General features: G+C 32.5%; 25 protein-coding genes. 13 read left to right on the top strand and 12 right to left on the bottom strand.

Annotated elements, in window-relative coordinates; translation table 11 throughout:
* Nucleotides 1-69: 69 nt before the first annotated feature.
* The 6 genes from E1J38_RS08800 to E1J38_RS08775 all read left to right on the top strand — a co-directional run bounded on the left by E1J38_RS08800 (nucleotide 70) and on the right by E1J38_RS08775 (nucleotide 5,481).
* Nucleotides 70-279, top strand: coding sequence for a YgaP family membrane protein (locus E1J38_RS08800; RefSeq protein WP_133356705.1), 210 nt, complete (start codon nucleotides 70-72; stop codon nucleotides 277-279).
* Between the two features lie 177 nt (nucleotides 280-456).
* Nucleotides 457-1,068 carry a hypothetical protein gene (locus E1J38_RS08795; protein WP_133356706.1) on the top strand — a complete coding sequence of 204 codons (612 nt, stop codon included), beginning with the start codon at nucleotides 457-459 and terminating at the stop codon, nucleotides 1,066-1,068.
* 500 nt (nucleotides 1,069-1,568) lie between these two features.
* Nucleotides 1,569-2,693 (top strand): Fic family protein, encoded by a 1,125-nt coding sequence (locus E1J38_RS08790; protein WP_133356707.1) that lies wholly within the window; start codon nucleotides 1,569-1,571, stop codon nucleotides 2,691-2,693.
* Nucleotides 2,694-3,100: 407 nt separating this feature from the next.
* Nucleotides 3,101-3,634, top strand: coding sequence for an AAA family ATPase (locus tag E1J38_RS08785; RefSeq protein WP_133356708.1), 534 nt, complete (start codon nucleotides 3,101-3,103; stop codon nucleotides 3,632-3,634).
* Nucleotides 3,618-5,132 carry a PIN domain-containing protein gene (locus tag E1J38_RS08780; protein WP_133356709.1) on the top strand — a complete coding sequence of 505 codons (1,515 nt, stop codon included), beginning with the start codon at nucleotides 3,618-3,620 and terminating at the stop codon, nucleotides 5,130-5,132. Before E1J38_RS08785 ends, E1J38_RS08780 begins: the two co-directional genes overlap by 17 nt.
* Complete coding sequence (locus tag E1J38_RS08775; RefSeq protein WP_133356710.1) at nucleotides 5,110-5,481, top strand: ASCH domain-containing protein; 372 nt, start codon at nucleotides 5,110-5,112, stop codon at nucleotides 5,479-5,481. The genes E1J38_RS08780 and E1J38_RS08775 overlap by 23 nt, the downstream gene beginning before the upstream one ends.
* 65 nt (nucleotides 5,482-5,546) lie before the next feature.
* Here E1J38_RS08775 and E1J38_RS08770 read toward each other — a convergent pair whose 3' ends face one another.
* The 3 genes from E1J38_RS08770 to aroC all read right to left on the bottom strand — a co-directional run bounded on the left by E1J38_RS08770 (nucleotide 5,547) and on the right by aroC (nucleotide 8,088).
* On the bottom strand, nucleotides 5,547-6,365 hold the full coding sequence (locus E1J38_RS08770) for a sulfurtransferase (protein ID WP_133356711.1): 819 nt from the start codon (nucleotides 6,363-6,365) through the stop codon (nucleotides 5,547-5,549).
* Nucleotides 6,349-6,888: an acyl-CoA thioesterase gene (locus tag E1J38_RS08765; protein ID WP_133356712.1), complete on the bottom strand. Its 540-nt coding sequence runs from the start codon at nucleotides 6,886-6,888 to the stop codon at nucleotides 6,349-6,351. The genes E1J38_RS08770 and E1J38_RS08765 overlap by 17 nt, the downstream gene beginning before the upstream one ends.
* A gap of 138 nt (nucleotides 6,889-7,026) precedes the next feature.
* On the bottom strand, nucleotides 7,027-8,088 hold the full coding sequence (gene aroC / locus E1J38_RS08760) for a chorismate synthase (protein WP_133356713.1): 1,062 nt from the start codon (nucleotides 8,086-8,088) through the stop codon (nucleotides 7,027-7,029).
* Between the two features lie 188 nt (nucleotides 8,089-8,276).
* Between aroC and E1J38_RS08755 the strand changes: the two genes are divergently transcribed.
* Together E1J38_RS08755 and E1J38_RS08750 are read left to right on the top strand one after the other, a co-directional pair.
* Nucleotides 8,277-9,125: a UDP-2,3-diacylglucosamine diphosphatase gene (locus E1J38_RS08755; protein ID WP_133356714.1), complete on the top strand. Its 849-nt coding sequence runs from the start codon at nucleotides 8,277-8,279 to the stop codon at nucleotides 9,123-9,125.
* Nucleotides 9,126-9,304: 179 nt separating this feature from the next.
* Entirely contained in the window at nucleotides 9,305-9,805 is a 501-nt protein-coding gene (locus E1J38_RS08750) for a hypothetical protein (protein WP_133356715.1), read from the top strand.
* Nucleotides 9,806-9,915: 110 nt separating this feature from the next.
* On the opposite strand, the gene bcp is transcribed toward E1J38_RS08750, so the two are convergent.
* Nucleotides 9,916-10,368 carry a thioredoxin-dependent thiol peroxidase gene (gene bcp / locus E1J38_RS08745; protein ID WP_133356716.1) on the bottom strand — a complete coding sequence of 151 codons (453 nt, stop codon included), beginning with the start codon at nucleotides 10,366-10,368 and terminating at the stop codon, nucleotides 9,916-9,918.
* 36 nt (nucleotides 10,369-10,404) lie between these two features.
* Here bcp and E1J38_RS08740 point away from each other — a divergent pair, with 36 nt between their 5' ends.
* Nucleotides 10,405-11,064 (top strand): endonuclease III domain-containing protein, encoded by a 660-nt coding sequence (locus E1J38_RS08740; RefSeq protein ID WP_133356717.1) that lies wholly within the window; start codon nucleotides 10,405-10,407, stop codon nucleotides 11,062-11,064.
* Nucleotides 11,065-11,086: 22 nt separating this feature from the next.
* Here E1J38_RS08740 and E1J38_RS15090 read toward each other — a convergent pair whose 3' ends face one another.
* On the bottom strand, nucleotides 11,087-11,230 hold the full coding sequence (locus E1J38_RS15090; RefSeq protein ID WP_186525844.1) for a hypothetical protein: 144 nt from the start codon (nucleotides 11,228-11,230) through the stop codon (nucleotides 11,087-11,089).
* Nucleotides 11,231-11,287: 57 nt separating this feature from the next.
* Nucleotides 11,288-11,872, bottom strand: a complete 585-nt coding sequence (locus E1J38_RS08735; protein ID WP_133356718.1) for an RNA polymerase sigma factor — start codon at nucleotides 11,870-11,872, stop codon at nucleotides 11,288-11,290.
* A gap of 239 nt (nucleotides 11,873-12,111) precedes the next feature.
* Between E1J38_RS08735 and uvrA the strand changes: the two genes are divergently transcribed.
* Nucleotides 12,112-14,898 carry an excinuclease ABC subunit UvrA gene (gene uvrA, locus E1J38_RS08730; protein ID WP_133356719.1) on the top strand — a complete coding sequence of 929 codons (2,787 nt, stop codon included), beginning with the start codon at nucleotides 12,112-12,114 and terminating at the stop codon, nucleotides 14,896-14,898.
* 11 nt (nucleotides 14,899-14,909) lie between these two features.
* Here uvrA and E1J38_RS08725 read toward each other — a convergent pair whose 3' ends face one another.
* A complete protein-coding gene (locus E1J38_RS08725; protein WP_133356720.1) occupies nucleotides 14,910-15,989 on the bottom strand; it encodes a DUF3667 domain-containing protein in 1,080 nt (359 codons plus the stop codon).
* Between the two features lie 280 nt (nucleotides 15,990-16,269).
* Here E1J38_RS08725 and E1J38_RS08720 point away from each other — a divergent pair, with 280 nt between their 5' ends.
* Entirely contained in the window at nucleotides 16,270-17,493 is a 1,224-nt protein-coding gene (locus E1J38_RS08720) for a hypothetical protein (protein ID WP_133356721.1), read from the top strand.
* Nucleotides 17,494-17,564: 71 nt separating this feature from the next.
* Here E1J38_RS08720 and E1J38_RS08715 read toward each other — a convergent pair whose 3' ends face one another.
* The 4 genes from E1J38_RS08715 to E1J38_RS08700 are packed head-to-tail and all read right to left on the bottom strand — an operon-like array spanning nucleotide 17,565 to nucleotide 23,058.
* A complete protein-coding gene (locus E1J38_RS08715) occupies nucleotides 17,565-19,025 on the bottom strand; it encodes a lipopolysaccharide biosynthesis protein (protein ID WP_133356722.1) in 1,461 nt (486 codons plus the stop codon).
* Entirely contained in the window at nucleotides 19,025-20,302 is a 1,278-nt protein-coding gene (locus tag E1J38_RS08710) for a glycosyltransferase family protein (RefSeq protein ID WP_133356723.1), read from the bottom strand. The genes E1J38_RS08715 and E1J38_RS08710 overlap by 1 nt, the downstream gene beginning before the upstream one ends.
* A 1-nt stretch (nucleotide 20,303) precedes the next feature.
* Nucleotides 20,304-22,739, bottom strand: coding sequence for a YfhO family protein (locus tag E1J38_RS08705; RefSeq protein ID WP_133356724.1), 2,436 nt, complete (start codon nucleotides 22,737-22,739; stop codon nucleotides 20,304-20,306).
* 31 nt (nucleotides 22,740-22,770) lie between these two features.
* Nucleotides 22,771-23,058 carry a DUF4834 family protein gene (locus E1J38_RS08700; protein ID WP_133356725.1) on the bottom strand — a complete coding sequence of 96 codons (288 nt, stop codon included), beginning with the start codon at nucleotides 23,056-23,058 and terminating at the stop codon, nucleotides 22,771-22,773.
* Between the two features lie 292 nt (nucleotides 23,059-23,350).
* Here E1J38_RS08700 and E1J38_RS08695 point away from each other — a divergent pair, with 292 nt between their 5' ends.
* A complete protein-coding gene (locus E1J38_RS08695) occupies nucleotides 23,351-24,364 on the top strand; it encodes a transporter (protein ID WP_133356726.1) in 1,014 nt (337 codons plus the stop codon).
* A gap of 37 nt (nucleotides 24,365-24,401) precedes the next feature.
* Entirely contained in the window at nucleotides 24,402-25,523 is a 1,122-nt protein-coding gene (locus tag E1J38_RS08690; RefSeq protein WP_133356727.1) for a GTP cyclohydrolase, read from the top strand.
* Between the two features lie 57 nt (nucleotides 25,524-25,580).
* Here E1J38_RS08690 and capB read toward each other — a convergent pair whose 3' ends face one another.
* Complete coding sequence (capB, locus tag E1J38_RS08685) at nucleotides 25,581-26,840, bottom strand: cysteate-C-fatty acyltransferase (RefSeq protein ID WP_133356728.1); 1,260 nt, start codon at nucleotides 26,838-26,840, stop codon at nucleotides 25,581-25,583.
* Nucleotides 26,841-26,876 lie beyond the last annotated feature (36 nt).

The raw sequence follows: 26,876 nt of genomic DNA, 5'->3' as shown, positions 1-26,876 counted from the left end.
CCACAGTCACTGCACAGCAATTATAGACTATTTAACTTTGTATTGTAAAAACATTTAAAATTTTTAATTATGGCAAAAAATATGGGTGCAGCAGACAAAATTATAAGAATTATAATTGCTGCAATAGTTGGTATTCTTTATTTTACTGGAATAATATCAGGAACCTTAGGAATTATTTTATTAGTTCTTGCAGGAGTTTTCGTTTTAACAAGTATGATAAGCTTTTGTCCGCTTTATGTGCCTTTTGGAATTAAAACCTGCAAGATTAAAGAAAAATAAAAGGCAGTACACACTGTGTAAAAACAATAGCGGTTTGATTGAAAAATCGAACCGCTATTGTGCTTAATTAAGTATCTTGCTATCTAAAAAGTAATTGCATTAATACGCTACTACTCATATACAAAAGCCGATGGAACACATTCGCTGATGGTGAACTTTAATCTGTACCTAAAAAATATGTTAAAGAAAATTTTAAAATTTATCCTTTTAGCTCCTTTATTAATGGCTTTTCAATGTGAAGAGGAATTTGAAGAAAGCACATTAGTATTTAATTCATTTAAAGTAACCATTACCGCTCAATCTAATTTTTCACTTAATGATACCATATGGATAACTGGTAGGACATCAAGTAAGGTATTTGATTTAAAACTTAATGATTCTATTCTTGCTGAGAATCCACGAAGCGATATTTTTTCAATTTATAAATTTATTGAACCCACTGAAGTATACAATTGTAAGGACGCTATTGATAAATTTGATTTAACGTTTGATATTGGTCAATTTTCGGCGCTTCCAAGGTGTGAAAATGCACAACTAGAGGTTATTCCTGAATTAGAAAGTAATAGCACATCTTATACTTATAAAATAGGATTAAAACCAAACTCTACAGGTGATTATGTAATTAGCTGGCAAGATGGAGTAATTCAAAACTTAGATAGAAATGAATTCATCATAAATAATTATCCAATTGCAAATCACCCAAATCAAATTGGTTTTAATAGCTGTGATAATGTTTCGTGGAGATTTTTAAATGAATCAGAACAAGAATATTACTTCACAGTTGAATAAAAGGTTTTACAACAATGTTATAATTCATTGCTAGTTCTCACCTACTTCTAAAAGTCCTCTTAGATTTTCACGTAACTAAACCATTTTCAAAAACAATAAAAGCAAACTCGCAAAATTTCTGCTTTAACTTTACACTACCCTTTACCTAAATTCCCTACTCTGTTCATGAGTTATAAAAAACCTATTAAAAACGGTGCTAAGAAAGGGTTTGAATACTGCCTACTCCTGAGTTACAACGTAAGTGTTTACAGTAATTAACTTATAATTGTTTACAACTTTTCTTTCAAAATAAGTCGTACATACTGACTTTTAAGTGTTTAAAAACATTAGTTTTAAATATTCGTGTTGCACTTATAACTTAAACTTAGACAACATTAAATAACACACTCCTTTAATTAATAATTTAAACATATACTTAATTTAAACTGTTCCTTATTTAATATTTTTTATATATTCTTAATTAAGATGTATATTTGTTTAAGTTTATACTTAAGTAAAATATGAAAACATTTAAATCTGGTAACTATATAAACCAAGGTACTCATAAAAGCTTTCAGCCTACTAAAATAAATCAACAATGGACAATTGAAGATATGGAGGTGTTAACGCTTTTAAGTCAAGCTGACAGACAACTAGGAAGACTTGATATGTATTCAGAATACATTCCAAATATCGATTTATTTATCAGTATGCACGTTTTAAAAGAGGCAACACAATCAAGTAAAATTGAGGGAACGAAAACAAACATAGAAGATGCCTTATTAGATAAAAAAGACGTAAATGATGAAAAACGAGATGATTGGGAAGAGGTGCAAAATTATATCGAAGCATTAAATTCTGCCATCAAAAGTTTAGAAAAATTACCTTTTTCATCTAGATTAATACGGGAAACACACAAAATACTATTACAAGGAGTAAGAGGGAAATATAAACTTCCCGGAGAATTTAGAAGCAGTCAAAACTGGATTGGAGGAGCAAGTATTAATGATGCCACGTTTATTCCACCTATCCATACGACTGTAAATGAATATATGGGCGATTTAGAGAATTTTGCTCATAATTCCGAATCATTTTTCCCTGATTTATTAAAAATTGCTTTAATTCACTATCAATTTGAAACTATTCATCCTTTTTTAGACGGTAATGGAAGAGTTGGTCGATTAATGATTACATTGTATTTAATTGAAAAAGGTATATTAAAAAAGCCTATTCTCTATCTTTCTGATTTTTTTGAAAGAAACAGAATGCTTTATTATGACAACCTAACAAGAGTTAGAGAAAAAAATGATTTAAGTCAATGGTTTAAGTTCTTCTTAGTTGGTATAATTGAAACTGCAAAAAACGGAATAAACACATTTGATAGTATTTTAAAACTACAAAAAGAAGTTGAAATTAAATTACAAACCTTAGGAAGTCGTTCACACAATGCTCAATTGATTTTAAATCATCTTTACCAACGACCAATTATTGATGCTCAAAAAATTAAAGAATTGACAGGCTTATCATCACCTTCGGTTTATAAATTAATAGAAGAGCTAGAAAAATTAGAAATAGTAAATGAAATAACTGGTGGAAAAAGAGGAAAAATATATTTATTCAGAGAATATACTAAACTATTTAAATAAAAACGTTGCCCAACAAATGAAAAAAATAGTTGCTTGGTATTAACCTGTTTACGAAAACCCTCTTAGATTTTCACGCAACTAAACCATTTCCAAACACAATAAAAGCAAACTCTCAAAATTTCTGTTTTAACTTTATACTAATTACTTTACCAAAGTTCTCTACTCTGTTCATGAGTTATAAAAACCCATTAAAAACGGTGCTAAGAAAGGGTTTGAATACTGCCTACTCCTGAGTTACAACGTAAGTGTTTACAGTAATTAACTTATAATTGTTTACAACTTTTCTTTCAAAATAAGTCATACATATTGACTTTTAAGTGTTTAAAACCTAACTTCGCTTATCATGACTATAAACGCCATGAAAATGGAATTTATAATCTAGCTATGTAATATGCCGAATTTACACTATGAATGGTAAAATAATATTCGTCGGAGGAATTCATGCTGTTGGAAAAGGAGCTTTTTGCAAAGAATTGGCCGAAAAATTCAACTTTGAACACTTGTCTGCGAGTCAAGTTCTTAAATGGAATGAAATAAGTGACTCGAAAAACAAAAAAGTTCAAAATATCAATACAACCCAAGATAGATTATTAACTAACCTAAATAAGATAATTGAACCAAATAAAAAGTATTTACTCGATGGACATTTTACGTTATTAAACTCAAATGGACAACCTGAAAAAATTGATGAGTCTACATTTATTGGAATTCAACCTGAATCAATTATATTGTTGACTTGTGATCCAAAAGTAATCTTTGAACGATTAAAGAAAAGAGATGATTCAATATATAAGTTAAGTGTTCTTGAAAAAATGCAACAAATGGAAATCAAATACGCCGATTACATCTCGAAGAAACTAAATATACCTTTGATTACCGTCATCAATGGAAATACAAGTTCAATGTTTGAACATTTACAAAATTATGAGGATATTAATTGATACAAATATAATCATTCATCGTGAAGCAAATCGTGTTATAAACGAAGATATTGGACTACTATTTAACTGGCTTGATAAATTAAAATTTGATAAATGTATTCATCCGCTTTCGATTGAAGAAATTTCTGGTTATCAAGACGAGAATGTAGTCAAAACAATGAAAATTAAAATTGACAACTACAATCAATTAAAAACAGAATCTGTAGATGACCAACTAATAAGGCAAATTCGACAAACAGATAATTCACGAAATGATTTTATAGATACAAGTATAGTTAAAGAAGTCTATAATAACCGTGTTGACTATTTAATAACAGAGGACAGAGGAATTCATAGAAAAGCTAACCTTTTAGGTTGTTCTGAGAAAGTGTTTAAAATAGATACTTTTTTAGAAAAATGTATTGCAGAGAATCCTGAATTAAAAAATTATCAAGTATTAGCAGTAAAAAAAGAATACTTTGGTAATATTAACATTAACGATGTATTTTTTGATTCATTCAAACAAGACTACGATGAATTCGAAAATTGGTTCAACAAAAAAGCTGACAATATTTCTTATGTGTGTATAACAGATGGAAATGTAAAAGCATTTTTATATTTAAAACAAGAAGATAAAAATGAGATTTACAATGACATAGAACCTTCCTTTCCTCAAAAGAGAAGGTTAAAAATTGGAACTTTCAAGGTAACTTCTACAGGTTATAAATTAGGAGAACGGTTTCTTAAGGTGATATTTGACAATGCTTTACAATATAATGTTGAAGAAATTTATGTTACAATTTTCGATAAAAGAGACGAACAGCTAAGACTTATTTATTTGCTTGAAGATTGGGGATTTAGACATTGGGGAACTAAAACAACAGACAATGGTGTTGAACAAGTTTTTGTTCGAGAATTCAAACCAACACCTAATCTTCAACAACCCAAATTATCCTTTCCTGCTGTGTCGAAAAACACTAGAAAATGGATTGTTCCAATTTACCCAGCATATCATACTGAATTATTTCCTGATTCAATTCTAAATAACGAATCACCACAAGATTTTAGCGAAAATAAACCTTACAGAAATGCGATTAAAAAAGTTTATATATCTCGCTCAATTAATAGAAATTTGAATGGTGGTGATTTAGTGCTTTTTTATAGAACTAAGTTTAACGGACCTGCACACCACACTTCTGTAATATCGACTATTGGAGTAGTAGAAAATGTAGTAACTAATATTAGAGATGAAAATCACTTTATCGAACTCTGTCGAAAAAGAAGTGTTTTTGATAATGAGGAACTAAAAAAGCATTGGAATTGGAATAAATATAATAGACCATTTATTGTAAATTTTTTATATATTGAGTCGTTCCCTATGCCAAAAGTTAATTTAAAGAAATTAAGGGACTTAAACATTTTACAGGATGCACCAAGAGGTTTTGAACCAATAAGTGATGTAAAATTTGAACAAATTTTAATAGAAGCAAGAGCTAATGAAAGTTATATTATCGATTAAACCAGAATTCGCAAACAAAATTTTCAATGGAACAAAAAAATTCGAATTTAGAAGAACACTTTTCAAGAAAAAAGAAGTTAATAAAATTGTCGTATATGCTTCATCACCAATTAGTAAAGTTATAGGTGAATTCGAAATTGAGGACATTGTGCACGAGAATCTAAATGCTCTTTGGGATAAAACATCTGAATATTCTGGAATTTCATTGGACTATTATTCTGAATATTTTCAAGGCAAAAAAGCAGGTTATGCAATCAAGGTAAAGAATCCAAAAAAGTATGATAAGGAACTCTGTATAATGCAAACTTTTGGAATTAGACCCCCACAATCCTTTGCTTATTTAAAATAAAGTTCGTTGTACAACAATGTCCATAAAATATTTCTCGTTCTCGCCTACTCACAAAATTTCTGCTTCTACGCCTTTACCAAACTCCCCCACTCGGTCCAAGAACCATCATATACTGCTATATTTTTATAACCTGACATGGTAGCTCCTAAGGCCAAAACACAGGCTGTAATACCAGAACCGCACGAAAAAATAACGGGGTCCAGTGTTGAAGCAATTGTTTTTGAAAAGATTTCTTTGACTTCTGCTTCCGATTTAAAAACGCCATTAATTAGTAAATTGGTAAAAGGTAAATTTATAGAATTAGGTATGGTTCCGCGTCTTAAACCTGCTCTGGGTTCTGGAACTTTACAAAGAAAACGTTCACTAGAACGGGCATCTACAATGGTATGTGTTTTGTTTTTAGACGCATTTTTTACATCTTCAAAAAATGTCATGAATCTTGGTTGGAGATTGGCTTCAAAATCTCCTTTATCGCCTTCATACTTAGTCATAAACGCGGTTGGAAACCCGGAACTTAACCATGCCGGAAAACCACCATCTAAAACCGCTATATTTTGAAAACCAAAAGCCTTAAATAACCACCAAACACGTGCACTGGAATAGATACCTTTATCATCATACACCACAATTGCACTATTATTATTAATACCTAAGTTTCTAGCTTCTTCCTGAAATTGCTCTTGACTTGGAAAGGTGCTTGGAAATGCCCCCGATACATCACTAAACTTATTTTTTATATCAAAAAAGCGCGCTTTAGGAATCTGAGCTTGTTTAGCATCATAATGCTTGTTAATAGTTGCATCTAACACAATAAGGTTTTCAGCCTCTAAATTTTGATATAACCATGTTACTGAAACTAAAGGCTTTTTAAGTATTACTGACATTTTTAAGAATATTATAATCGTTACTGAACATATTTAAAACTTCGGGTGATACTAGTTTTTCTGGAAATGTTATACCGCTTTTTTTAATAATAGGCCGTATTTCCTGAATTTTATGTTTATGCCAAAACCCTACTTTGGTAAACCCCATAGCATAGACCTCATTATTTCTGGTAAATACTTGACGGTGATATACCCAATGGTCATCCCAACCTTCTAGTATTAAAGTAATACTAAACTTCTCAAAACGTTTTAATGGTTTTTTATAAATTATTTTTTGTCCGCCAAGTACTGGAAATTTACCTTTATTAACGGTGTACTTGTATAAATTGGTTCGAAACATAATTTCAAATCGGATTAAATCCATGTAGTAGAAATACTTGGAGTTTGCCATAAACCGAAAGGCTTCGCAATCTAGAATACTTACACGCCTGGTTCGGGTGAGGTTAGCTGCTAAATGAACCCGTTTCCAAAAAAACTTGGCACCAATAAAAATATACGCCAGATGTAACCAGTAGTACAGCATAACAATTGAATGACTTAAATATAAACATTAAATAGCTACTGTTTGTTTAAAGCCAAAACTCTAGCCCCGATTGAAGTATTTGTTGGAGCTCTCCCGATGTTAAATAGGGAAGCGACTACTGAAAGCGGGAAACAGCTACTAAGAATACATTTTGTTTAATAAGTAAAAATCTGCTAAAACCAATGCTGCCATGGCCTCTACAATGGGAACTGCACGCGGAACCACGCAGGGGTCATGACGTCCCTTGCCTTGCATCTCAACGGTATTCCCGTCTTTATCAATGGTTTCGTATTTCTGGATAAGTGTTGCAACAGGCTTGAAGGCTACATTAAAATAAATGTCCATACCATTACTAATGCCCCCTTGAATACCTCCTGAATAATTGGTTTTTGTAGAACCATCATTATTAAAAGCATCGTTATGGTCACTGCCATACATAGTGCTACCATGGAAACCGCTTCCGTATTCAAACCCTTTCACCGCATTAATAGAAAGCATGGCTTTACCTAATTCGGCATGTAATTTATCAAACACAGGTTCTCCCAATCCAACAGGCACATTTTTTATAACACAGCTTACTACACCGCCCACAGTATCTCCTTTACTTCTTACCTTTTTAATGTAACTTTCCATCTGTGATGCCATGTCCATATCAGGGCAGCGTACAATATTGTCTTCTGCTTTAGACAAATCTAGCTCAGTGTAAGGCTTCTCTAATTTCATAGTGCCTACGCTAGATACATAAGCCGTAATTTCAACATCTTTTAAAAGCTGTTTAGCTATAGCACCCGCCACTACTCTACATGAGGTTTCGCGTGCAGAACTGCGTCCGCCACCACGGTAATCTCTAACACCATACTTTTTGTCATACACATAATCGGCATGGCTAGGGCGGTAACTATCTTTTATATGGGAGTAATCATGAGATTTCTGATTGGTATTCTCAATAACAAAACCAATGGGAGTTCCGGTAGTTTTGCCTTCAAAAATACCAGAATGAAATGTTACGGTGTCTGGTTCTTTTCGTTGCGTTACAATGGCAGATTGCCCAGGTTTACGTCTATCTAACTCATGCTGGATAGCATTAAAATCTAATGCAATACCAGGAGGACATCCGTCTATAACACCACCTAAAGCAGTACCATGAGACTCTCCGTAAGTAGTTAAATTAAATAATTTTCCAAAGGAATTTCCAGCCATAGTAAAAGTTTTGCGCTAAAATAAATCTATTATCACATATACGAAAATGAAATTGACTTAAACCTACAATGAGAACACCAAAATAACATAACATTTACTTAACAATATACTCATATATAGGTAATTATAAGATAATCTTTACATAACAGAAATTATAGTTATTTGTAACTAATAAACCCACCCTAATATTGAAAATAAAAAGGAAAATAGAAATTGCTGTAATCTCTGATGTACATTTAGGCACCTACGGTTGTCATGCCAAACATTTACTCACGTATTTAAATAGTATTGAACCTAAAAAACTGATTTTAAATGGTGATATTATTGATATTTGGCAATTTAGCAAACGTTATTTTCCTAAGTCTCATTTAAAAGTCATTAAAAGAATCATGGATATGGCTGCCGATGGTGTTGAGGTGTACTACATTACAGGTAACCATGATGAAATGCTTCGTAAATTTAGTGGCACCAATATTGGCAATATTTCTATTGTTGACAAATTAGTTTTGGAGCTTGATGGTAAAAAAGGATGGTTCTTTCACGGCGATGTTTTTGATGTTTCTATACAACAGGCCAAATGGCTAGCCAAACTTGGTGGCTATGGTTATGATTTGCTTATTCTTTTAAACAGGTTAGTTAATTGGTACTTAGCTAAAAGAGGCAAAGAGCGTTACTCCTTGTCTAAAAAGATAAAAAACAGTGTAAAAAAAGCGGTTAAGTTTATAAACGATTATGAATCAGTTATATCAGATCTAGCTATTGAAAACGATTATGATTATGTAGTTTGTGGTCATATACACCAACCTAAAATGGAATTTAAAGAAAATAAACACGGTAGTACCATATATTTAAATTCAGGAGATTGGGTTGAAAACTTTACTGCCTTAGAATATCAGTTTAAACGCTGGAAAATATACAACTACAATAAAGATAAATTAGCCCCTTTTTACATTGATGAATCTATGGAAGATTTGGATGTAAAAGACCTTATTGCTGCCATTACCATAGTTGAAAAGCATGAAAAAAATAAGATATAGAATTGGTCTTAAAAACAGAAACACTTCTTTTACAAACAATTACAATCCATATCAGATAATTGTTTAATTAAATTAAATATATCTTCTTTTTTGGCGTTATTTTTGTCAAACAAATCTGAAATTATAAAAACAACGTATTTATAGTTAATACGAACATTTGAACATTAAAAATTAAACTTATGAAGAAATTAGTTTTAGTATCGTTAGCATTAATTGGGTTTGCCTTAACTACAGATGCCCAAGTTATTTCCGACAATGCCATTGGATTGCGAATGGGTGATAGTGATGGTTTTGGAGCTGAAATATCCTATCAAAGAGCTCTTGGAGACAATAATCGTTTAGAATTAGATTTAGGATGGAGAGATGGAAGGTCTAGTAATTTTGATTTTGATGGTTTTAAACTTGCAGGATTATATCAATGGGTTTATCCGTTAGATGGTGGCTTTAATTGGTATGTTGGTGCTGGTGGAGGAATAGGATCTTACAGTTTTCAAACGGACGGCATGGATAAAACAGATACTTTTATTTTTGCCGCTGGAGACATTGGAATTGAATATGATTTTGAAATACCATTACTGATATCTTTAGACTTTAGGCCAGAAATTGGTTTTGGAGATGATGCCTATAACAACAATGATTTAGACTTTGATATTGCTTTAAGCATTCGTTATCAATTCTAATCCTTAAATTAAAATAGTAAAAAAAGCGCCCTAAAAAGGCGCTTTTTTTACTTAAAACTAGAAAATCGCTATTAATAAGAGATAGTCTCTCCTATTTGTTTTACCTAGCTTTATTTCAATATCTGATTGGTGTGATCTTTGGTTTTAACCTTAGTAATAATATCTTCAATAACGCCCTCTTCATCAATAACAAAAGTGGTTCTGTGAATACCATCAAATTCACGTCCCATGAATTTCTTTGGCCCCCAAACCCTATAGGCATTGATAACTTCTTTATCAACGTCGGCTAATAAAGGATATGGGAATTTAAACTTATCTCTAAAATTACGTTGCTTTTTTTCTGTATCGGCACTTACGCCTAAAACATCATAGCCCTGAGACACAAAACGCTCATAGTTATCACTTAAATTACAGGCTTCTAGCGTACAACCCGGTGTATTGGCTTTTGGATAAAAAAACAATACTAACTTCTTGCCTTGGTAATCTTTTAATGAAATTAAATGTCCGTCTTGATCATTTACAGAAAAATCTGGAGCCTTGTCTCCTACGTTTAATGTGGTCATAATTTTTAACTTTGCTTTTTACAAAAATACAATCCTATGACCAAACAAGAAAGGGTAAACTTTGTTATTAATACACTTTATAAGCTGTACCCCGAAATACCCATTCCTTTAGATCACAAAGATCCTTATACCTTATTAATTGCTGTTTTAATGTCTGCACAAAGCACCGATGTTAGAGTAAATCAAATCACCCCTCTGTTATTTGAAAGGGCTGATAACCCTTATGATATGGTAAAACTAACCGAACAAGAGATTAGAGAGATTATAAAACCCGTAGGATTATCACCCATGAAAAGTAAAGGTATTTACGGGCTTTCTAAAATTCTTATAGAAAAACATGATGGTAAAGTGCCTCAAAGTTTTGAGGCTTTAGAAGCACTGCCAGCTGTGGGCCATAAAACGGCCAGCGTAGTGATGTCTCAAGCTTTTGGTGTACCGGCTTTTCCAGTCGATACCCATATTCATAGACTTATGTACCGGTGGAATTTTAGTAATGGCAAAAATGTAGTCCAAACCGAAAAAGATGCAAAGCGCTTATTTCCAAAAGAGCTGTGGAATGATTTACACCTTCAAATAATTTGGTACGGTAGAGAGTACTCACCTGCTAGAGGATGGGACTTAGAAAAGGACATTATTACCAAAACAATTGGCAGAAAGTCAGTTATTCAAGCCTACTATAAATTGAAAAAGTCCTGATGAATCAGGACTTTTTACTGGTTTAATTTAGAAGCGTTTCAAACTTCAATGTATTACAATTTACAACACTTAAAGCCTTTGAATAATCAAGAAGAAATTTAACCGTTTCTTCTCTAGGTTCTAGTTCATTTTTAATAAAATTTTTTTCAGTGTAAAGTTTTGCCATTATCTTAATTTAAGGGTTAATCTTAAAAGATAACGCAGCAAAATTTACTTTATTGTATTAATTAGTAAGCACTATATGGTGTTTCTCAATAATCTTACGTAAATTAATGAGTGCATAACGCATTCTACCTAAGGCAGTATTAATGCTAACACCCGTTCTTTCTGATATTTCTTTAAAGCTCATATCATTGTATATGCGCATTAATAACACCTCTTTTTGGTCGTCTGGAAGTTCTTCTACTAAGCGTCTCACATCACTTTCAACCTGTTCTTTAATAATAGATTTTTCGGCATTTAAAGTAGAATCACTTAATACAGAAAAAATACTAAATTCACCAGTGTTGTCAAATTTAGGCATACGGTTATTCTTTCTAAAGAAATCAATTACCAAATTATGGGCTATTCGCATCACCCAAGGTAAAAACTTACCCTCTTCGTTGTAAGAACCTGCTTTTAATGTTCTTATTACTTTTATAAAGGTGTCCTGAAAAATATCTTCAGTAACATCTCTATCATACACTTTAGAGTAGATAAAACTGTAAATTTTTTGTTTGTGTCTATAAACAAGGGTTTCTAGAGCGTACTCATCGCCTTTAATATAATTTTTAACAAGCGTAGCGTCTGTTTTTGGTGTATTTTGCATAATCATTACTTTTAATACAAGAAGCAAGGCTTCTTTGCTTGGGGTTATTTTTGTAAAAGTAATGTTATACTATAGGCGAAATGTTGATTAAAGCTTAAGATTGATGTATCAAATATAACAACAATCATTCCTAAAAAACAAGATTTTGAAGATTTTTTTCACACAGCATTGTAGTTGGTCGACACTTTAAAAGTTCAAATACTTGTAGTATCTTTGCAAGATTATTCCTTTAAAAGCCTATGAACACTAATATTTTGGACGTTAATCCTAAGGAAAACATCATTATTAAAGGTGCCAAACTGCACAATCTAAAAAATATTGATGTTGTGATACCAAGAAATCAATTGGTGGTTATAACAGGCTTATCGGGTTCAGGAAAGTCTAGTTTAGCGTTTGACACCTTGTATGCCGAGGGTCAAAGACGCTATGTGGAGAGTTTATCAAGTTATGCGCGACAGTTTTTAGGCAGACTTAATAAACCTAAAGTGGATTATATTAAAGGGATTGCCCCAGCAATTGCCATTGAACAAAAGGTAAATTCAACCAATCCTAGGTCTACAGTTGGTACTACTACCGAAATTTACGATTACCTTAAGTTATTATTTGCTAGAATTGGTAAAACGTACTCGCCTATTTCGGGCAATGAAGTTAAAAAGGCAACGGTTACAGAGGTATTAAACTATGTAAAAACATTTGATGATAGCGAAAAACTATTGCTCCTCGCCCCTATTCATCTAGAAAACGGCAGAGCTTTAGAAGACAAATTAAAAGTCTTGAACCAACAGGGTTATGCCAGAATTAAAGTAGATGATACGGTGGTGAGAATTGATGAGATGCAAGTTTCTAATAAGAACGCCAAGGATATTTACTTAGTAGTTGATAGGGTTATTACTAAAAATGAAGAGGATTTCTATAACCGATTAGCCGATGCTGTTCAAACCGCTTTTTTTGAAGGTAAAGGCGACTGTATCATTGAAACACTTAAAAGTAACACGCAACGTGTTTTTAGCAATCGCTTTGAATTGGATGGTATTACGTTTTTAGAACCAAACCTACACCTGTTCAGTTTTAATAATCCCTATGGCGCTTGCCCTAAATGCGAAGGTTATGGTGATATTATAGGAATAGATGAAGATTTGGTAATCCCCAATACAGGGCTTTCAGTTTATGAAAATGCTATTTTCCCTTGGCGAGGGGAAAGTATGAGCTGGTATAAGGACCAATTAGTAAATAATTCACATAAGTTTAATTTCCCAATCCATAAGCCCTATTTTGAATTAACCCAGGAACAAAAACAATTAATTTGGGACGGAAATCAATATTTTGAGGGGCTTAACTCATTTTTTTCAGAATTAGAGTCAAAAGCCTATAAAATTCAAAATCGGGTAATGTTATCACGTTATCGTGGAAAAACTAAGTGTAAAGCCTGTAACGGGAAACGTTTACGTATTGAAGCTAACTATGTGCAAGTTGGTGGTGCTACCATTACAGATTTAGTGGAAATGCCTCTGAAGAAGCTGTCTGTTTTCTTTAAACATTTAGCGTTAAATGATTATGACCATCAAATTGCTTCAAGGCTACTTAAAGAAATAAACAACCGCCTCTTGTTTTTATCTCATGTAGGGTTGGATTACTTAACACTAAATAGACGTTCCAATACCCTATCTGGAGGGGAAAGTCAAAGAATTAATTTAGCTACTTCTTTAGGGAGTAGTTTAGTGGGTTCTATGTATATTTTAGATGAACCAAGTATTGGATTGCACCCTAAAGATACCGAAAAACTGGTTTCTGTATTAAAATCACTAAGAGACTTAGGAAATACGGTTATCGTCGTTGAGCATGACGAAGATATTATGAAAGCCTCAGATACTATTATTGATATTGGTCCTGAAGCAGGTACGTTTGGTGGTAATGTTGTTGCCAAAGGCCATTTTGATACTATTCTTGCGTCAGACTCGTTAACTGCTCAATACCTCAATGAATCACTTAAAATTGAGGTTCCAAAAACCAGACGAACTTCAAAGTATCATGTTGATGTTATAGGCGCTAGAGAAAACAACCTTAAAAACATCAATGTTACATTTCCTTTAGGCATGTTAACCGTAGTTACGGGCGTATCAGGTAGTGGAAAAAGCACCCTTGTGAAAAAGATTTTATTTCCAGCATTGCAAAAGCAACTTACTGATTTTAGTGATAGACCAGGGCAGTTTACGGCGCTAAAAGGTAATTTTGGGAATATACAGGCTATTGAATTTGTAGACCAAAACCCCATTGGGCGTTCTTCTAGATCGAATCCCGTTACATATATTAAAGCCTATGATGATATTAGATCATTATTTGCAAATCAGAAGCTTAGTAAAATAAGAAATTATAAAGCAAAACATTTTTCGTTTAATGTAGATGGCGGACGATGCGAAACTTGTAAGGGCGAAGGTGAAGTTACCATTGAAATGCAATTTATGGCCGATGTTCATTTAGAATGTGAAACTTGTAAAGGCAAACGTTTTAAAAAGGAGGTTTTAGAGGTTAGGTTTGCAGACAAAACCATTGATGATATATTAAACTTTACGATTGATGATGCCATTACATTTTTTGAAATCAATAATCAAACTAAAATTAAGAATAAACTACAGCCGCTTCAGGATGTGGGGCTGGGTTATGTAGCTTTGGGACAAAGTTCTTCTACCCTCTCTGGAGGTGAAGCACAACGTATTAAATTAGCCTCTTTTTTAGGAAAGGGAAATAATAAAGATAAGGCGCTCTTTATTTTTGATGAACCCACTACAGGGTTACATTTTCATGATATTCAGAAATTGTTAACATCTTTTAATGCGTTGATAAAAAATGGGCACTCCATTATAGTTGTAGAGCATAATATAGAACTCATAAAATGTGCAGACCACATTATAGATTTAGGTCCTGAAGGTGGAGAAAATGGCGGAAATTTAGTAGCCTTTGGAACTCCCGAAGACCTCATTAAAAATAAAAAGTCGGTCACCGGAAAATACCTAAAAAATAAGCTTTAGTGAGGTTTTTTCTAGTAAAACAAAAAGCCAACAAATATTAAAACAAAAAAGGCTATTGGAAGCACAAAACTTAGATAAAAAAATGAAATAAGTCCGGTCTTAATAATGCTAGACAACCAGCCATTTTCATAAAATTTTTTAACAGCCACAAGCAAATAAAAGAAGGTTGACATTATAATAAGAAAATCTATCCACCCAGGGATATCTATAATAGTATTTATTATAAGTATGATGCTAAAAACGGTAAACAAAAAAGAGAAATAATAAAAGCTAAATACTAAATGATGTGCATAGGTACCTTTTTTATAAAAGAATAGTTTTAGAATCAATGCAAAAATTGGGAGTAGAATAAACAATGCAACTGGAATAGCATCATAAGCTGCTTGAAGTATTTGGCCACCATTACGTTGCTTTTGAAACTTTAAGGTTTGTGCATAGAGTTTTCGTTTTAAGTAGCCTGCATCTTTATTCATCCCCATTGCCTTGTATATTTCCTTATCCGGAGCATCAATTTTTATCAATGAGTCAACCTTTTTTGTGCTATAACCAAATTTTAAAGGGGTATTTTTATCTTCATCTAATTCAACATTAATTAATGAATCAATAACTCGTTTTTGTTCTACATCTAAGCCTGCAATTCCTTTATAAGTTAGGGGTTTTATTATGCTATCAATTTTTACCGAATCAAGGTTTTTTGTTGTTTTTAATTTTAAACTATCAGTGATTTGGGGATTAATTTTTGCGTTTTTTAAGGCTTTGTCAATATTTTGAACATTTTCCCTTACTACAATAGTAGACATTAAAAAGAAAAAAATAACCGATATGAACAGATACAATTGAGCAGGGTGTAAATAAAGCAAACGCTTTCCTCCAACAAATTTTTTTGCTAAATAGCCTGGTTTCAACATTAAAGGCAGGAAACTTTTGAAAAAACGTGCATCAAAAGAAAAATAATTGCTAATGGTATTATAAAACAGCACACCTACCGTAAGGTCATCTTTGGCTTGTTGCCCACAATGCGGACAAAATTTGAAGCTCTTTTCAAAGGTTTGTTCACAATTTTTGCAGATGTCTGTAGAATGTCTGGTCAAATTAAAACAGTTTTCATAAAAATATAAAAGTTTTTAGAATAAGACTAAAACCAACTGTAAGAAGTTTATGTTTATTATGCATTATCAATCTTTTAATTAGATATAACCTTAAAAAAAGACGCAATAAGTGTTAGACACTACAAAACAAATCTTCAATAAAATGCTTGCAAATAAAAAACTAATAATTAATCCCTTTAATAATGTGGCTTTAAAGACCTTTATTTTTTTTGGCACGCTGTTTGGTAATCTTTAAGTGTATTCACATTAAAATTTTACGATTATGAAAAATTTACTATTCTTAATAGCAGGATTCATCCTCACAGGATTTACTGTTAGCGCTTCAACCACCAGTTCAAATAATTTAATGGCAACTACATATATTGGAGGTTATGGTAATTCTTTCATATTTGTAGAAAATGGTATTGAATTTTCAGTTTTTCCAGACGGACAATTTGATTTCAATATTTTAAGAGGTAATTCTCGTTTCAACGCTTCATTTAATTCACCTCACGTTAGTATCAGTTTCAATTCTGGGTACAACTACAACGCTTTTGTTCAGTACGATGAATATGGTGCTGTAATTCAAATTGAAAATACACCTGTTTTTTATGATTACTACGGTCGTATTATTCAGGCTGGAAATATCAATATTCACTATAACAACTTTGGGTATATTAATAGAATTGGAGGGTTATTTTTACATTACAATAGATACAATGTGTTCTCTCACTATACAGGGTTTATTAACGTATATAATAGACACTATGTATTTAGACCATGGCACAGGTTTTACACAATGCCTTCAGTAAACTATTGTGTAGTGTACAATAGGCCATACAGAAGGTTCTATAATCCAGTGCGCTATGTATATTCTAGACCTTTTTATAATAATTACAGACCTATTACATCGGTTGCTAGTAGAAGAGGAAATACTATTGTTAGAAATAGAAAATACGCAACAGTAAACAGAAGTTCTAGAAACGTTACAAGAATTAATAGAAACGTAAATCAACGAAGAGATTTAGCAAAAGTGAGCCCTTCAAGGAAATCAACAACTTCTGGAAGACATACTGTGACTAACAGAAGTTCAAGAAGTAATGATTCAAAAATAGTAAGAGGAAATAATAGTGGAAGAAATTCTCAAATTTCGGATACTAAAAGAATGCGGGAAAACGTTAGTAGAACAACAAGACCATCAACAAGTATAGATAGGTCGTCACGTTCTGTAGCGGGAGTTAGAAATAATTCAATAATTGAAAAACCAAAAAGCTCAAACGCTCGTACTTATAATAACATGAGTTCTAGAAAAGTGTCACAAGTTGCTAGTCGATCTTCCAGATCAACGCAAAGCGTAACTTCTAGACCAAGTATACAAAGAAACTCTAGTTCACCGCAAAAGTCGTCGGTATCTAGAGCGTCAAAAAGCAACAATTCTAGAGCAACTCAAAGTAGAAGTTCCTCTAGTAGAAATACAAGATCTACTCCATCAAGAAGAAGATCATAACCGTTTTGGTTGGTTAGTTGGAAAGTCCTGCGATATGTTTGCCTCAAAGCAAAGTCGTGGGATTTTCTTTTTTAATGATTTCTTCTTATCATTTTATTAATGATGCTTGAAATATCATCGGATACGTTAAACTTATAGATCAATACAACATAAATTACACAAATAATTATGGATTTTAACCCTATGTTTATGACAGGAGTAAAAGAAAAATCCCAAAAGTAAAAGAGCAAAGCCATTGACAAAATGAGTCCTCCTATTCTAAAACTATTTGTTGTAAAAGGTAATATTTTAAAGTATTTGTATACAAAAAGTAACTTACCAGTATTATAGAAAAAAATAGCCAAAAAAGTAGCTAAGGCTGCACCATGAATACCATATAGTGGAATAAAAATAATGTTGAGCACTATCATTAATAACACTAAAACAACCCCTAAAACCAATACGATACGATAATAATCGCTATTAAACAAAATGGCATTGTTACTACCTAAAAGAGCGTCGTAAAGTTTAGCGACACTTATCAATAAAACAACGTTTAAACCCACGCTAAACGCCTCATCAATCAAAAGATATAACTGATTAATATTCAATATGATTAATAAAAAAACTAGACCGCTTATTATTAACAAGTTTAAAGAGCTTTTTTTGTACAAACTCTCTAAGGCATCATAGTTTTTTTCATTTAAAAAGGTTGCGGCTAGAGGTAATAAAATTTGATGCATAGATCTTTGGGGAACAGCTATGACTGCTGCTATAAATATGGCTACGTTGTAATAGGCTATCTGCTCTATGGGTATGTATTTCCCAAGCATAACCTTGTCTATATCTAATAAAACGGTGGCTACAGATCCTGCAATAATTATTAGAAACGAATATTTTAAAATACGCTTTAAATTATTAATTTTATTAAAAGTGATTACTGGTAATTTAATACTAAAAGCAAATAATGTCATTATTAAAGTCCTTATTAAGTAAACAATAACAAGCCCTATCATAAACTGCTCTACAGTAATAATTTCAAAGAATAGTGAAAATAACAAAATCATGGTGCCTACTCTATGAAAGACCTCTTTCATGAAGTTTCCAAAAACTGTTTTCATCTGTACTTTTGCCCAAGCAAAAAACACTTCAAAATAAGCCAATGCTATGGCTATGAGTAAGGTATGCCATAGGTAGTTTTTTATCATAGCGTTTTCTGTTGATAGAAATCTCCCAATAGATTCATAACAGATATAACCAATAAAACTTACTGGAAGTATGATAGCTAAAGGCATCAATATCATGAGCGTTAAAAAGCTATTCAGTGACGAGCGTGTTTTAAACAATGAATAGAATTTTACCAACGTATTATGAACCCCAAAGGCCATTAAAGGCATCATAACATAAGCAGCAGATAACATAAAACCAACCATACCGTAGTATGCGTCACTAAGGAATTTTGTATATAAAAACAGGGTATTAATGGCTCCAATTGAAAACCCCAAATAGGTTGAGATAACATTTTTAAATGATTGTGAAGCAACAATACCCATTAGATTAATTTAGATAGTGATTCTGTTAATTTTTTTCTACTATACTGTTGCAAACCAATTGGGAATGTTTGCAAACTTCCCGTTTTAAAGGCTTTGTAATGACTCAATATGCTTGTTTTTAATGCGTGGTAATCATCATAACTATAGTAGTTTCCAGTATTGGTCTCCTGTATTATTTTTTCCACATCAGACCCTTTAGGGCCTAGAGCAATAATAGGTCTATTAGAAATCATATATTCAAAAAGTTTTCCTGGAATAATACTTTTAGTTTCTTCGGAATTGATTTCAATTAACAATAATACTTGTGATTTTTTTTGAAACTTAAGTGCTTCTTTATGTGAAACATAACCTAAACTACTTAGATAGTTAGTTAAATTAAACTTTTTAATAGATTCAAGCACTTCATTGCTTACCGCGCCAACAAAATTAAGTTGTAAATGGTTTGAAAAGTCTGGTTCTTCTGTTATCAAGTCACTCAAAGCTTTCCAAAGGATTTCTGGATTTCGTTTTGATAATAAAGACCCTATATGAGCTAAACTAAATTTAGAATCTAAACCCACTGGCTCAACAGATTCATAATCATAACCATTGGTAATAACGTTAATGGGTTTCGAGGTGATTTTTGAAAATTCATCTTTGGTAACACAACTAGTTACAACCACTTGATCTGCACTATGTAATACACCTTTTTCTAAAAACAAATGTTTTTTTCTAGAGCGCTTGGTTAGCTTCAGCTTTTTATGGTATCCTATGGTTGTCCATGGATCCCTGAAATCTGCAATCCACTTAACGTTCAAATTTTCTTTGAGCCGCATACCAATTAAGTGTAAGCTATGAGGTGGTCCTGTGGTAATGATAGTTTCAATGTTTTCTTTAATAATATATTTAGAAAGAAACTTAACCGATGGTGCTACCCAATTTTTTCTTGCATCGGGAATAAAGAAATTACCCCTAACATAAAGCATCAGTTTTTCAGCCAAACCCTGATTATGGTTATCTGAAATAATACCTTTACTAATAGTATTTGATTTCTTTTTAGAAAAGAATCGGGCCAATTTATAAGGCTCTTTTATAGGACGTTTTAAAATAGTGACATGTTTAGGCACTTCATCAGCCAGAGTCTCATCGGTTAAAGCATAATTGGGGTTTTCTGGAATAAATACAATAGGTTCTATATTAAAATCTGGCAGATACTTAACAAACTTCAACCAGCGTTGCACTCCTGGGCCACCTGCGGGTGGCCAATAATAGGTTATTATGAGTGCTTTTTTATGCACTTTACTTTTTGTTTTGCTTAAACTCAAAAAACAAACCTCCTAGCACCAATAATCCAAATAATATAGAACTTCCTAAAGCAATATTACTGCCTGTTTTAACAACATCTGGATCAAATTTAAATTCGATAGTATGTTTACCTTTTGGTATGCTCATACCTCTTAAGGTATAGTTTACACGTATATGAGTAGTTGGTTCTCCATTAATAAAGGTTTTCCAACCATTACCGTAATAAACCTCAGAAAACACCGCAAACCCATCATTTGAATTGTTTGACTCATATTTTAAATAATTAGGCTTTACTTCTTTTAAAATAATTGATGCTGTTGAATCTAATTCATACACTCTTCCTCTTTGCTTTTTAAGAAGATTTTTAGTTCTAGAAAAAATAGCAACATTTTTATTATCCAAACTATCCAACGCTAAAATTTCCTCATTGGCTGTTTCAACTACGTTTAATTTCTTAACAAACCACGCATTACCATTGGCTTTATCATTTACATAAGATATTATGCCTTCTTCACCATCAGCAATAATATATTTGGTGTTCAGCATATTTAACACGTTAATATTATTCTTGGCTACATAAAAATCAAAAACCTCTCTGTAGCGCTTCAATTCAGCCGCATTATATCCGTTAAGGGAGTTATGAAAATAAGATGCCTTAGTTCTGTTTTGAAGCCCTTCATTAGAAATATCAAACACTCTAAAATGCGATTTATCATTGAGTATTTCCTTATCGGCAGTGTTAGCAGTAAAAGGCTTATTCATGCTAATGGCGGGTACAAAATCATCATTAGTAACATAGCGTCTGTTAACACCAATTAAATCAAAAAGAATGAGTGCTCCAAAAATTACAATCAACCATTGTTCTTTGAGCTTGCCTTTTAAATAATAGAAAATAGTGGCAGCGGAAAGAACCACTAAAACAAGAGTTCTTATGGTATCGGTTGTAAAAATGGCCTTCCTATCTTCTTTTATAGCTCGTATAAAGTCTTGCCCGTAATTCTGAATATAAATACCATCTGAAGCTCCAGAGAAATTAAACAACGTATCCTTTAATAATAGAAACAATAGTGCTAAACCTCCTGTTATAACTGTGGTGTATTTTAAAGCTTTTAACTTTTCTTCGTTCTTTTCAAAATTGTTTAACAACTTCACTAATCCAAATATTGCTAATACTGGAACACATAGCTCTAAGATGACTTGAATGGAACTTACTGCTCTAAACTTATTGTATAGCGGTACATAATCAATAAAGAAGTCAGTTAAAAAACTTAAATTTTTACCATAGGAAAGCAGTAACGATAGCATGGTTCCTCCAACCAACCACCATTTTAAGCGTCCTTTCACCAAAAACAACCCTAAAATAAACAAAAACAATACCACGGCGCCTACATAAGCTGGCGCTTCTACAATAGGCTGTTTTCCCCAATACATAGGGGCGTATTCCGAGGCTTCTAACGCTTGAGCATGAGATGCCCCTAACTTTCTGTAAGCCTCATAGGTATGTGAATCTTTTCCCAGATTTTCGGAATTACCCCCACCCATAAATCGTGGAATAAATAGGTTAAAAGTCTCTACCAATCCATAACTAAACTGGGTAATATAATCTCTGTCTAAGCCAGAAGTTACTTCTTTAGGTGAACCATCGGGATGTATTGTTAACTCACTTTTTCCTCTGGTACTTTCCTTAACATATTCTTGTGTGGCCATGACTCCTGTAGCATTGAGTCCTATAGATAGCATAACAGCTAAAACCAATATTCCTACCGATTTAAAATAGTGTGGTAACACGTTCTTTTTAAAAGCATCAACTAAATATACGATACCCAAAACAATGACAAGCAGTAACAAATAATAAGTCATTTGAAAATGGTTGGAAACAATCTCTAAGCCCATAGCTACCGTAGTCAATAAAAAACCAGTAATGTATTTTCTCTGAAATGTTAGCAAAATACCACTTAACACCAAAGGCATGTAAGCAATAGCATGCGCTTTACTATTATGCCCTACACCAAGTATAATGATTAAGTACGTTGAAAACCCAAAGGCTAAAGCGCCAATAGCAGCTAACCTAAAATCCACTTTTAAAACTAAAAGTAAAATGTAAAAACTTAATAAGTAGAGAAACAAATAATCTGATGGCCTTGGCAGAAACCTTAAAGCCAAATCTAGTTTTTTAATATAGTTATTTGGGTATATGGCTCCTAGTTGGTAGGTAGGCATACCACCAAAAGCACTGTTAGTCCAATAAGTTTCTTCACCAGTTTCAGCTCTAAAATCCTTTTGCTGTTTAGACATCCCAATGTATTGCTTGATGTCATTCTGAAAAATAACTTTTCCTTGTAAAACTGGACTAAAATAGGCTAGCGAAATAACTACAAACCCCAATAAAATTAGTATATGAGGTAAGAATTTTTTAAATGAAAATGGCATGAAAGTGCTTTAAAATCAACTGATGGTGAAATTAATCAATTTCTTCGAAATCAACATAATCACCTACATCTTTATTAGAAGACTTTTTATTGGGCATTTTATCTATAGACACCTCACCCTCCTTTTTAGGTTTTTCTTGCGCTTGTTTTCTTTGGAATTGTCCGCCAAATTGCTGACCAAAGCGTTCTTCGGCTTTCTTTGCAACAAAACGCATTAAAAAAGGTGATAATAAGCGTGCTATAATTTTAACTCCAAAATATATTAATAAAATGATGAGAATTGTTCTAACCAAACCTACTGCCGATGCATACTGAAGCATAAAATTTCTTTTTAGCAAAAATACAATTCTACTTGCTTAATACCCTCTTAAAAATGATAAAAAAAGCTTAAAACATTTGTATATCTTACATAAAAACTAGGTTTTAATAGATGCGAGTAAATTGTAAAATTTAGCTCTACTTTAATAAGTAGGTCATTTAAATATCTATTTTTTTCAATGACTATTTGTAATTTAAAAGTGAAAAAATTCATGTACTTTTGATAGTATATTGATAATGTATTTAATATTTGTAGTGTTCTATACATTTAAAAAAAAACATAAATATTTAATTATGAGTCCTTTCAAATCTGCCCTATTCATTTTATTCTTTATGTGTACAACGCACGGCTTTAGTCAATATACAGAGGTTATTAATTCTAACCGGCCGGGGGCATCAAGAAGCGCATTTTCAGTTGGTAAAAACGTAGTCCAGTTTGAAATAGGTCCTTATTTTGTAAAAGAAAAACGAACGCCTGCTACCACTTATGAAGTCTCTGGGTTAGGTGCAGATTTTGCAGCTAGATATGGTCTTTTGTTTGAAGAATTAGAAATTAATATTGAAGGTAATTATCAAAATGACATTAAGAAATACACCTATAATGCTAATGCAGAAGATAAACGCGCCAACTTTAAACAGCTTGCTATAGGAGCTAAATACTTAATTTTTGACCCCTATAAGAATGAAGAAGCAAACAAACCAAATCTATATAGTTGGAAAGCGAATCATAGCTTTCAATGGAGTCATTTAATCCCTGCTGTATCCATTTATGCTGGTGTGAATTATGACACTAAAAACAATCCTTACACAGCTCCCGGTATTGATGGGTTTAGCCCTAAAATAATGGTAGCCACTCAAAATAATTTTTCTGGTGGCTGGGTGTTTATAATGAATTTAATAAAAGATAGAATTGGAACAGAACAATCTGATTTTCAATATATATTAACACTCACACACTCTTTTAATCCAAAGTGGGTTATTTTTGGTGAAACACAAGGTATTCAAAGTGATTTTTATGCAGACAACCTTTTTAGAGTTGGAGGTGCCCACCTACTAGGAAAAGATTTCCAGTTAGATGCCGCTATAACTTTTAACACCAAAGACACCCCTTCAGTTTTTAACGCAAGTATTGGAGCGTCTTATAGGTTAGATTTTCATAAAGACCCAATTACTGATAATGGCACAGATGCGATAGAAGGAAGTAATCGGAAATCAAGAAGAAACTCTACAAAAAGAAAAACAAATAGAGGTGCTACCAATGAAAATGAAACAAACAAACGTAAAAAGAGGGTAATAGATTTTGATTAAACAAACCAATTCAAGCAAACAAAGACGTTAACTAAATATGATTACAATTAAAGAGGTTGGCTCTAAAAAAGACCTAAAGGCATTTGTAAAATTTCCTTTCAAACTTTATAGGGGCTCTAAATATTGGACCCCACCAATTATTAGTCAAGAATTAAAAACCTTTGATAAAAACGAAAACCCCGTATTTAACGATGCTGAAGCTAGACTATTTTTGGCTTACAAAAACAATGAAATAGTTGGTAGAGTTGCAGCCATTATTAATTGGTTAGAAGTGACGCATCAAAATCAAAAAAAAATGCGCTTTGGGTGGTTTGATTTTATTGATGATTTAGAGGTGTCAAAAGCATTATTACAGGAAGTTGAAACTATTGGTAAAGCACATAACCTAGAATATACCGAAGGCCCTGTAGGGTTTTCTAACCTCGATAAAGTTGGGGTTGTTACTGAAGGTTTTGAACATAGTTCTCCTATGGTAACATGGTACAACCACCCTTATTATGTAAAACATTATGAAGCAGCTGGTTATGAGGTTGAAAAAGCTTATGTAGAAAGCGAGTTTCCTTTTAGTAACGTTAAACCTGAAGCCTTTGAGAAAGCACAAACGCTTATTAAAAAACGTTACCAATTAACAGCTTTAAAATTTACCAAAACAGCACAGGTAATGCCTTATGTTGATAGCATGTTTGATTTGTTTAATGAAAGTTACGCATCATTATCATCATTTGTTGCTATCACTGATATTCAAAAAGAATATTTTAAAAAGAAGTTTATAAGTTTTGTTAATCCTGAATACATAAAGTTTGTAACAGATAAAGATGACAACTTAATTGGGTTTGCTATAGTTATGCCATCATTTTCAAAAGCATTACAAAAAGCTAAAGGCAAACTTTTTCCGTTTGGTTTTATACATATTTTAAAAGCAAAAAAGCACAGTAAAGATGTTAATTTTTACCTTATTGGCATTCATCCAGAATATCAAAACAAAGGGGTTCATGCCATCATATTTAATGAATATTACAATACTTTCACAGAAAAAGGCATTAAATATTGCTATAGAACTCCCGAATTGGAAGATAATTTAGCGATACAGAAAATTTGGAAACATTTTGATCCGAAGGTATATAGGCGACGAAAAACATTTAGAAAAAACTTGACATAAAAAAGTCCGATTTTAAAATCGGACTTTTCTTATTATTGTTAAAAACCTAATATATCATCACTCACCCATGGCAGCCATAACTGCTGCTGATAAACGCTTGTAGGTTCCATTTTCAAGTCTGTCTCTTATACCTTCAAAGGCAGCTAAAGTTTCGTTAACATCTTCTAAAGTATGAGTAGCTGTTGGGATTAAACGAAGTAGAATCATTCCTTTAGGTATTACAGGGTAAACCACTATAGAACAGAAGATTCCATAATTTTCACGCAAATCTTTTACTAACGCCATTGCCTCTGGGATACTTCCTTTTAAATAAACAGGAGTAACACAACTTTGTGTAGTACCAATATCAAATCCACGCGCTTTTAATCCAGATTGTAACGCATTAACATTTTCCCATAACTTGGCCTTTAGTTCTGGCATGGTTTTAAGCATATCCAAACGCTTAAGTGCACCAACTACAAGTTGCATTTGTAGCGATTTAGCAAACATTTGAGATCTTAAATTATACTTTAAATAATCTATAATTTCTTTATCTCCAGCTATAAACGCCCCTGTACTTGCTAATGACTTAGCAAATGTTGCAAAATATACATCTATATCATCTTGAACTCCCTGCCCTTCTCCTGCTCCTGCACCTGTAGCACCCAGAGTTCCAAAACCATGTGCATCATCAACAAACAGTCTGAAATTAAACTTTTTCTTTAAAGCCACAATTTCTTTTAAACGACCTTGTTCTCCACGCATTCCAAATACACCTTCAGAGATAACTAAAATGCCGCCTCCCGTTTGTTCTGCCATTTTACTGGCGCGTTCTAAGTTTTTCTCTAAACTTTCAACATCATTGTGCTTGTAGGTAAAGCGTTTTCCCATATGTAAACGCACGCCATCAATAATACAAGCATGAGCATCAACATCATAAACAATGATATCATCTTTAGAAACAAGCGCATCAATAGTTGATACCATACCTTGATACCCAAAATTTAAAAGGTAAGCAGCCTCTTTTTTAACAAATGCTGCTAATTCATTTTGAAGCTTCTCATGTAAGTCTGTATGACCAGACATCATTCTAGCACCCATTGGATATGCAGAACCATATTGAGCGGCAGCTTCGGCATCTACTTTTCTAACTTCAGGATGATTTGCTAATCCCAAATAATCGTTAATACTCCAAGTAATTACCTCTTTTCCTTGAAACTTCATTCTATTTGAAATCTCTCCTTCTAACTTGGGGAATACAAAATACCCTTCTGCTTGAGACGCCCATTTTCCTAATGGCCCTTTATCTCTATAAATCTTTTCAAATAAATCTTTCATTTATATAATATAAATCTAAATGCTATAAAACTATGA

The sequence above is a fragment of the Seonamhaeicola sediminis genome, from assembly GCF_004358095.2.
In the GTDB taxonomy this organism is placed as follows: Bacteria; Bacteroidota; Bacteroidia; order Flavobacteriales; family Flavobacteriaceae; genus Seonamhaeicola; species Seonamhaeicola sediminis.
Note: the sequence above shows the minus strand (reverse complement) of the source record. Positions and strands in the feature narration are given on the sequence as shown.

What these genes read in the sequence shown, in the direction of transcription:
- E1J38_RS08800 (WP_133356705.1), top strand. Translation starts at nt 70, where the DNA reads ATGGCAAAAAATATGGGTGCAGCAGACAAAATTATAAGAATTATAATT.
- E1J38_RS08795 (WP_133356706.1), top strand. Translation starts at nt 457, where the DNA reads ATGTTAAAGAAAATTTTAAAATTTATCCTTTTAGCTCCTTTATTAATG.
- E1J38_RS08790 (WP_133356707.1), top strand. Translation starts at nt 1,569, where the DNA reads ATGAAAACATTTAAATCTGGTAACTATATAAACCAAGGTACTCATAAA.
- E1J38_RS08785 (WP_133356708.1), top strand. Translation starts at nt 3,101, where the DNA reads ATGAATGGTAAAATAATATTCGTCGGAGGAATTCATGCTGTTGGAAAA.
- E1J38_RS08780 (WP_133356709.1), top strand. Translation starts at nt 3,618, where the DNA reads ATGAGGATATTAATTGATACAAATATAATCATTCATCGTGAAGCAAAT.
- E1J38_RS08775 (WP_133356710.1), top strand. Translation starts at nt 5,110, where the DNA reads ATGAAAGTTATATTATCGATTAAACCAGAATTCGCAAACAAAATTTTC.
- E1J38_RS08770 (WP_133356711.1), bottom strand. Translation starts at nt 6,365, where the DNA reads ATGTCAGTAATACTTAAAAAGCCTTTAGTTTCAGTAACATGGTTATAT.
- E1J38_RS08765 (WP_133356712.1), bottom strand. Translation starts at nt 6,888, where the DNA reads ATGCTGTACTACTGGTTACATCTGGCGTATATTTTTATTGGTGCCAAG.
- aroC (WP_133356713.1), bottom strand. Translation starts at nt 8,088, where the DNA reads ATGGCTGGAAATTCCTTTGGAAAATTATTTAATTTAACTACTTACGGA.
- E1J38_RS08750 (WP_133356715.1), top strand. Translation starts at nt 9,305, where the DNA reads ATGAAGAAATTAGTTTTAGTATCGTTAGCATTAATTGGGTTTGCCTTA.
- bcp (WP_133356716.1), bottom strand. Translation starts at nt 10,368, where the DNA reads ATGACCACATTAAACGTAGGAGACAAGGCTCCAGATTTTTCTGTAAAT.
- E1J38_RS08740 (WP_133356717.1), top strand. Translation starts at nt 10,405, where the DNA reads ATGACCAAACAAGAAAGGGTAAACTTTGTTATTAATACACTTTATAAG.
- E1J38_RS15090 (WP_186525844.1), bottom strand. Translation starts at nt 11,230, where the DNA reads ATGGCAAAACTTTACACTGAAAAAAATTTTATTAAAAATGAACTAGAA.
- E1J38_RS08735 (WP_133356718.1), bottom strand. Translation starts at nt 11,872, where the DNA reads ATGCAAAATACACCAAAAACAGACGCTACGCTTGTTAAAAATTATATT.
- uvrA (WP_133356719.1), top strand. Translation starts at nt 12,112, where the DNA reads ATGAACACTAATATTTTGGACGTTAATCCTAAGGAAAACATCATTATT.
- E1J38_RS08720 (WP_133356721.1), top strand. Translation starts at nt 16,270, where the DNA reads ATGAAAAATTTACTATTCTTAATAGCAGGATTCATCCTCACAGGATTT.
- E1J38_RS08715 (WP_133356722.1), bottom strand. Translation starts at nt 19,025, where the DNA reads ATGGGTATTGTTGCTTCACAATCATTTAAAAATGTTATCTCAACCTAT.
- E1J38_RS08705 (WP_133356724.1), bottom strand. Translation starts at nt 22,739, where the DNA reads ATGCCATTTTCATTTAAAAAATTCTTACCTCATATACTAATTTTATTG.
- E1J38_RS08700 (WP_133356725.1), bottom strand. Translation starts at nt 23,058, where the DNA reads ATGCTTCAGTATGCATCGGCAGTAGGTTTGGTTAGAACAATTCTCATC.
- E1J38_RS08695 (WP_133356726.1), top strand. Translation starts at nt 23,351, where the DNA reads ATGAGTCCTTTCAAATCTGCCCTATTCATTTTATTCTTTATGTGTACA.
- E1J38_RS08690 (WP_133356727.1), top strand. Translation starts at nt 24,402, where the DNA reads ATGATTACAATTAAAGAGGTTGGCTCTAAAAAAGACCTAAAGGCATTT.
- capB (WP_133356728.1), bottom strand. Translation starts at nt 26,840, where the DNA reads ATGAAAGATTTATTTGAAAAGATTTATAGAGATAAAGGGCCATTAGGA.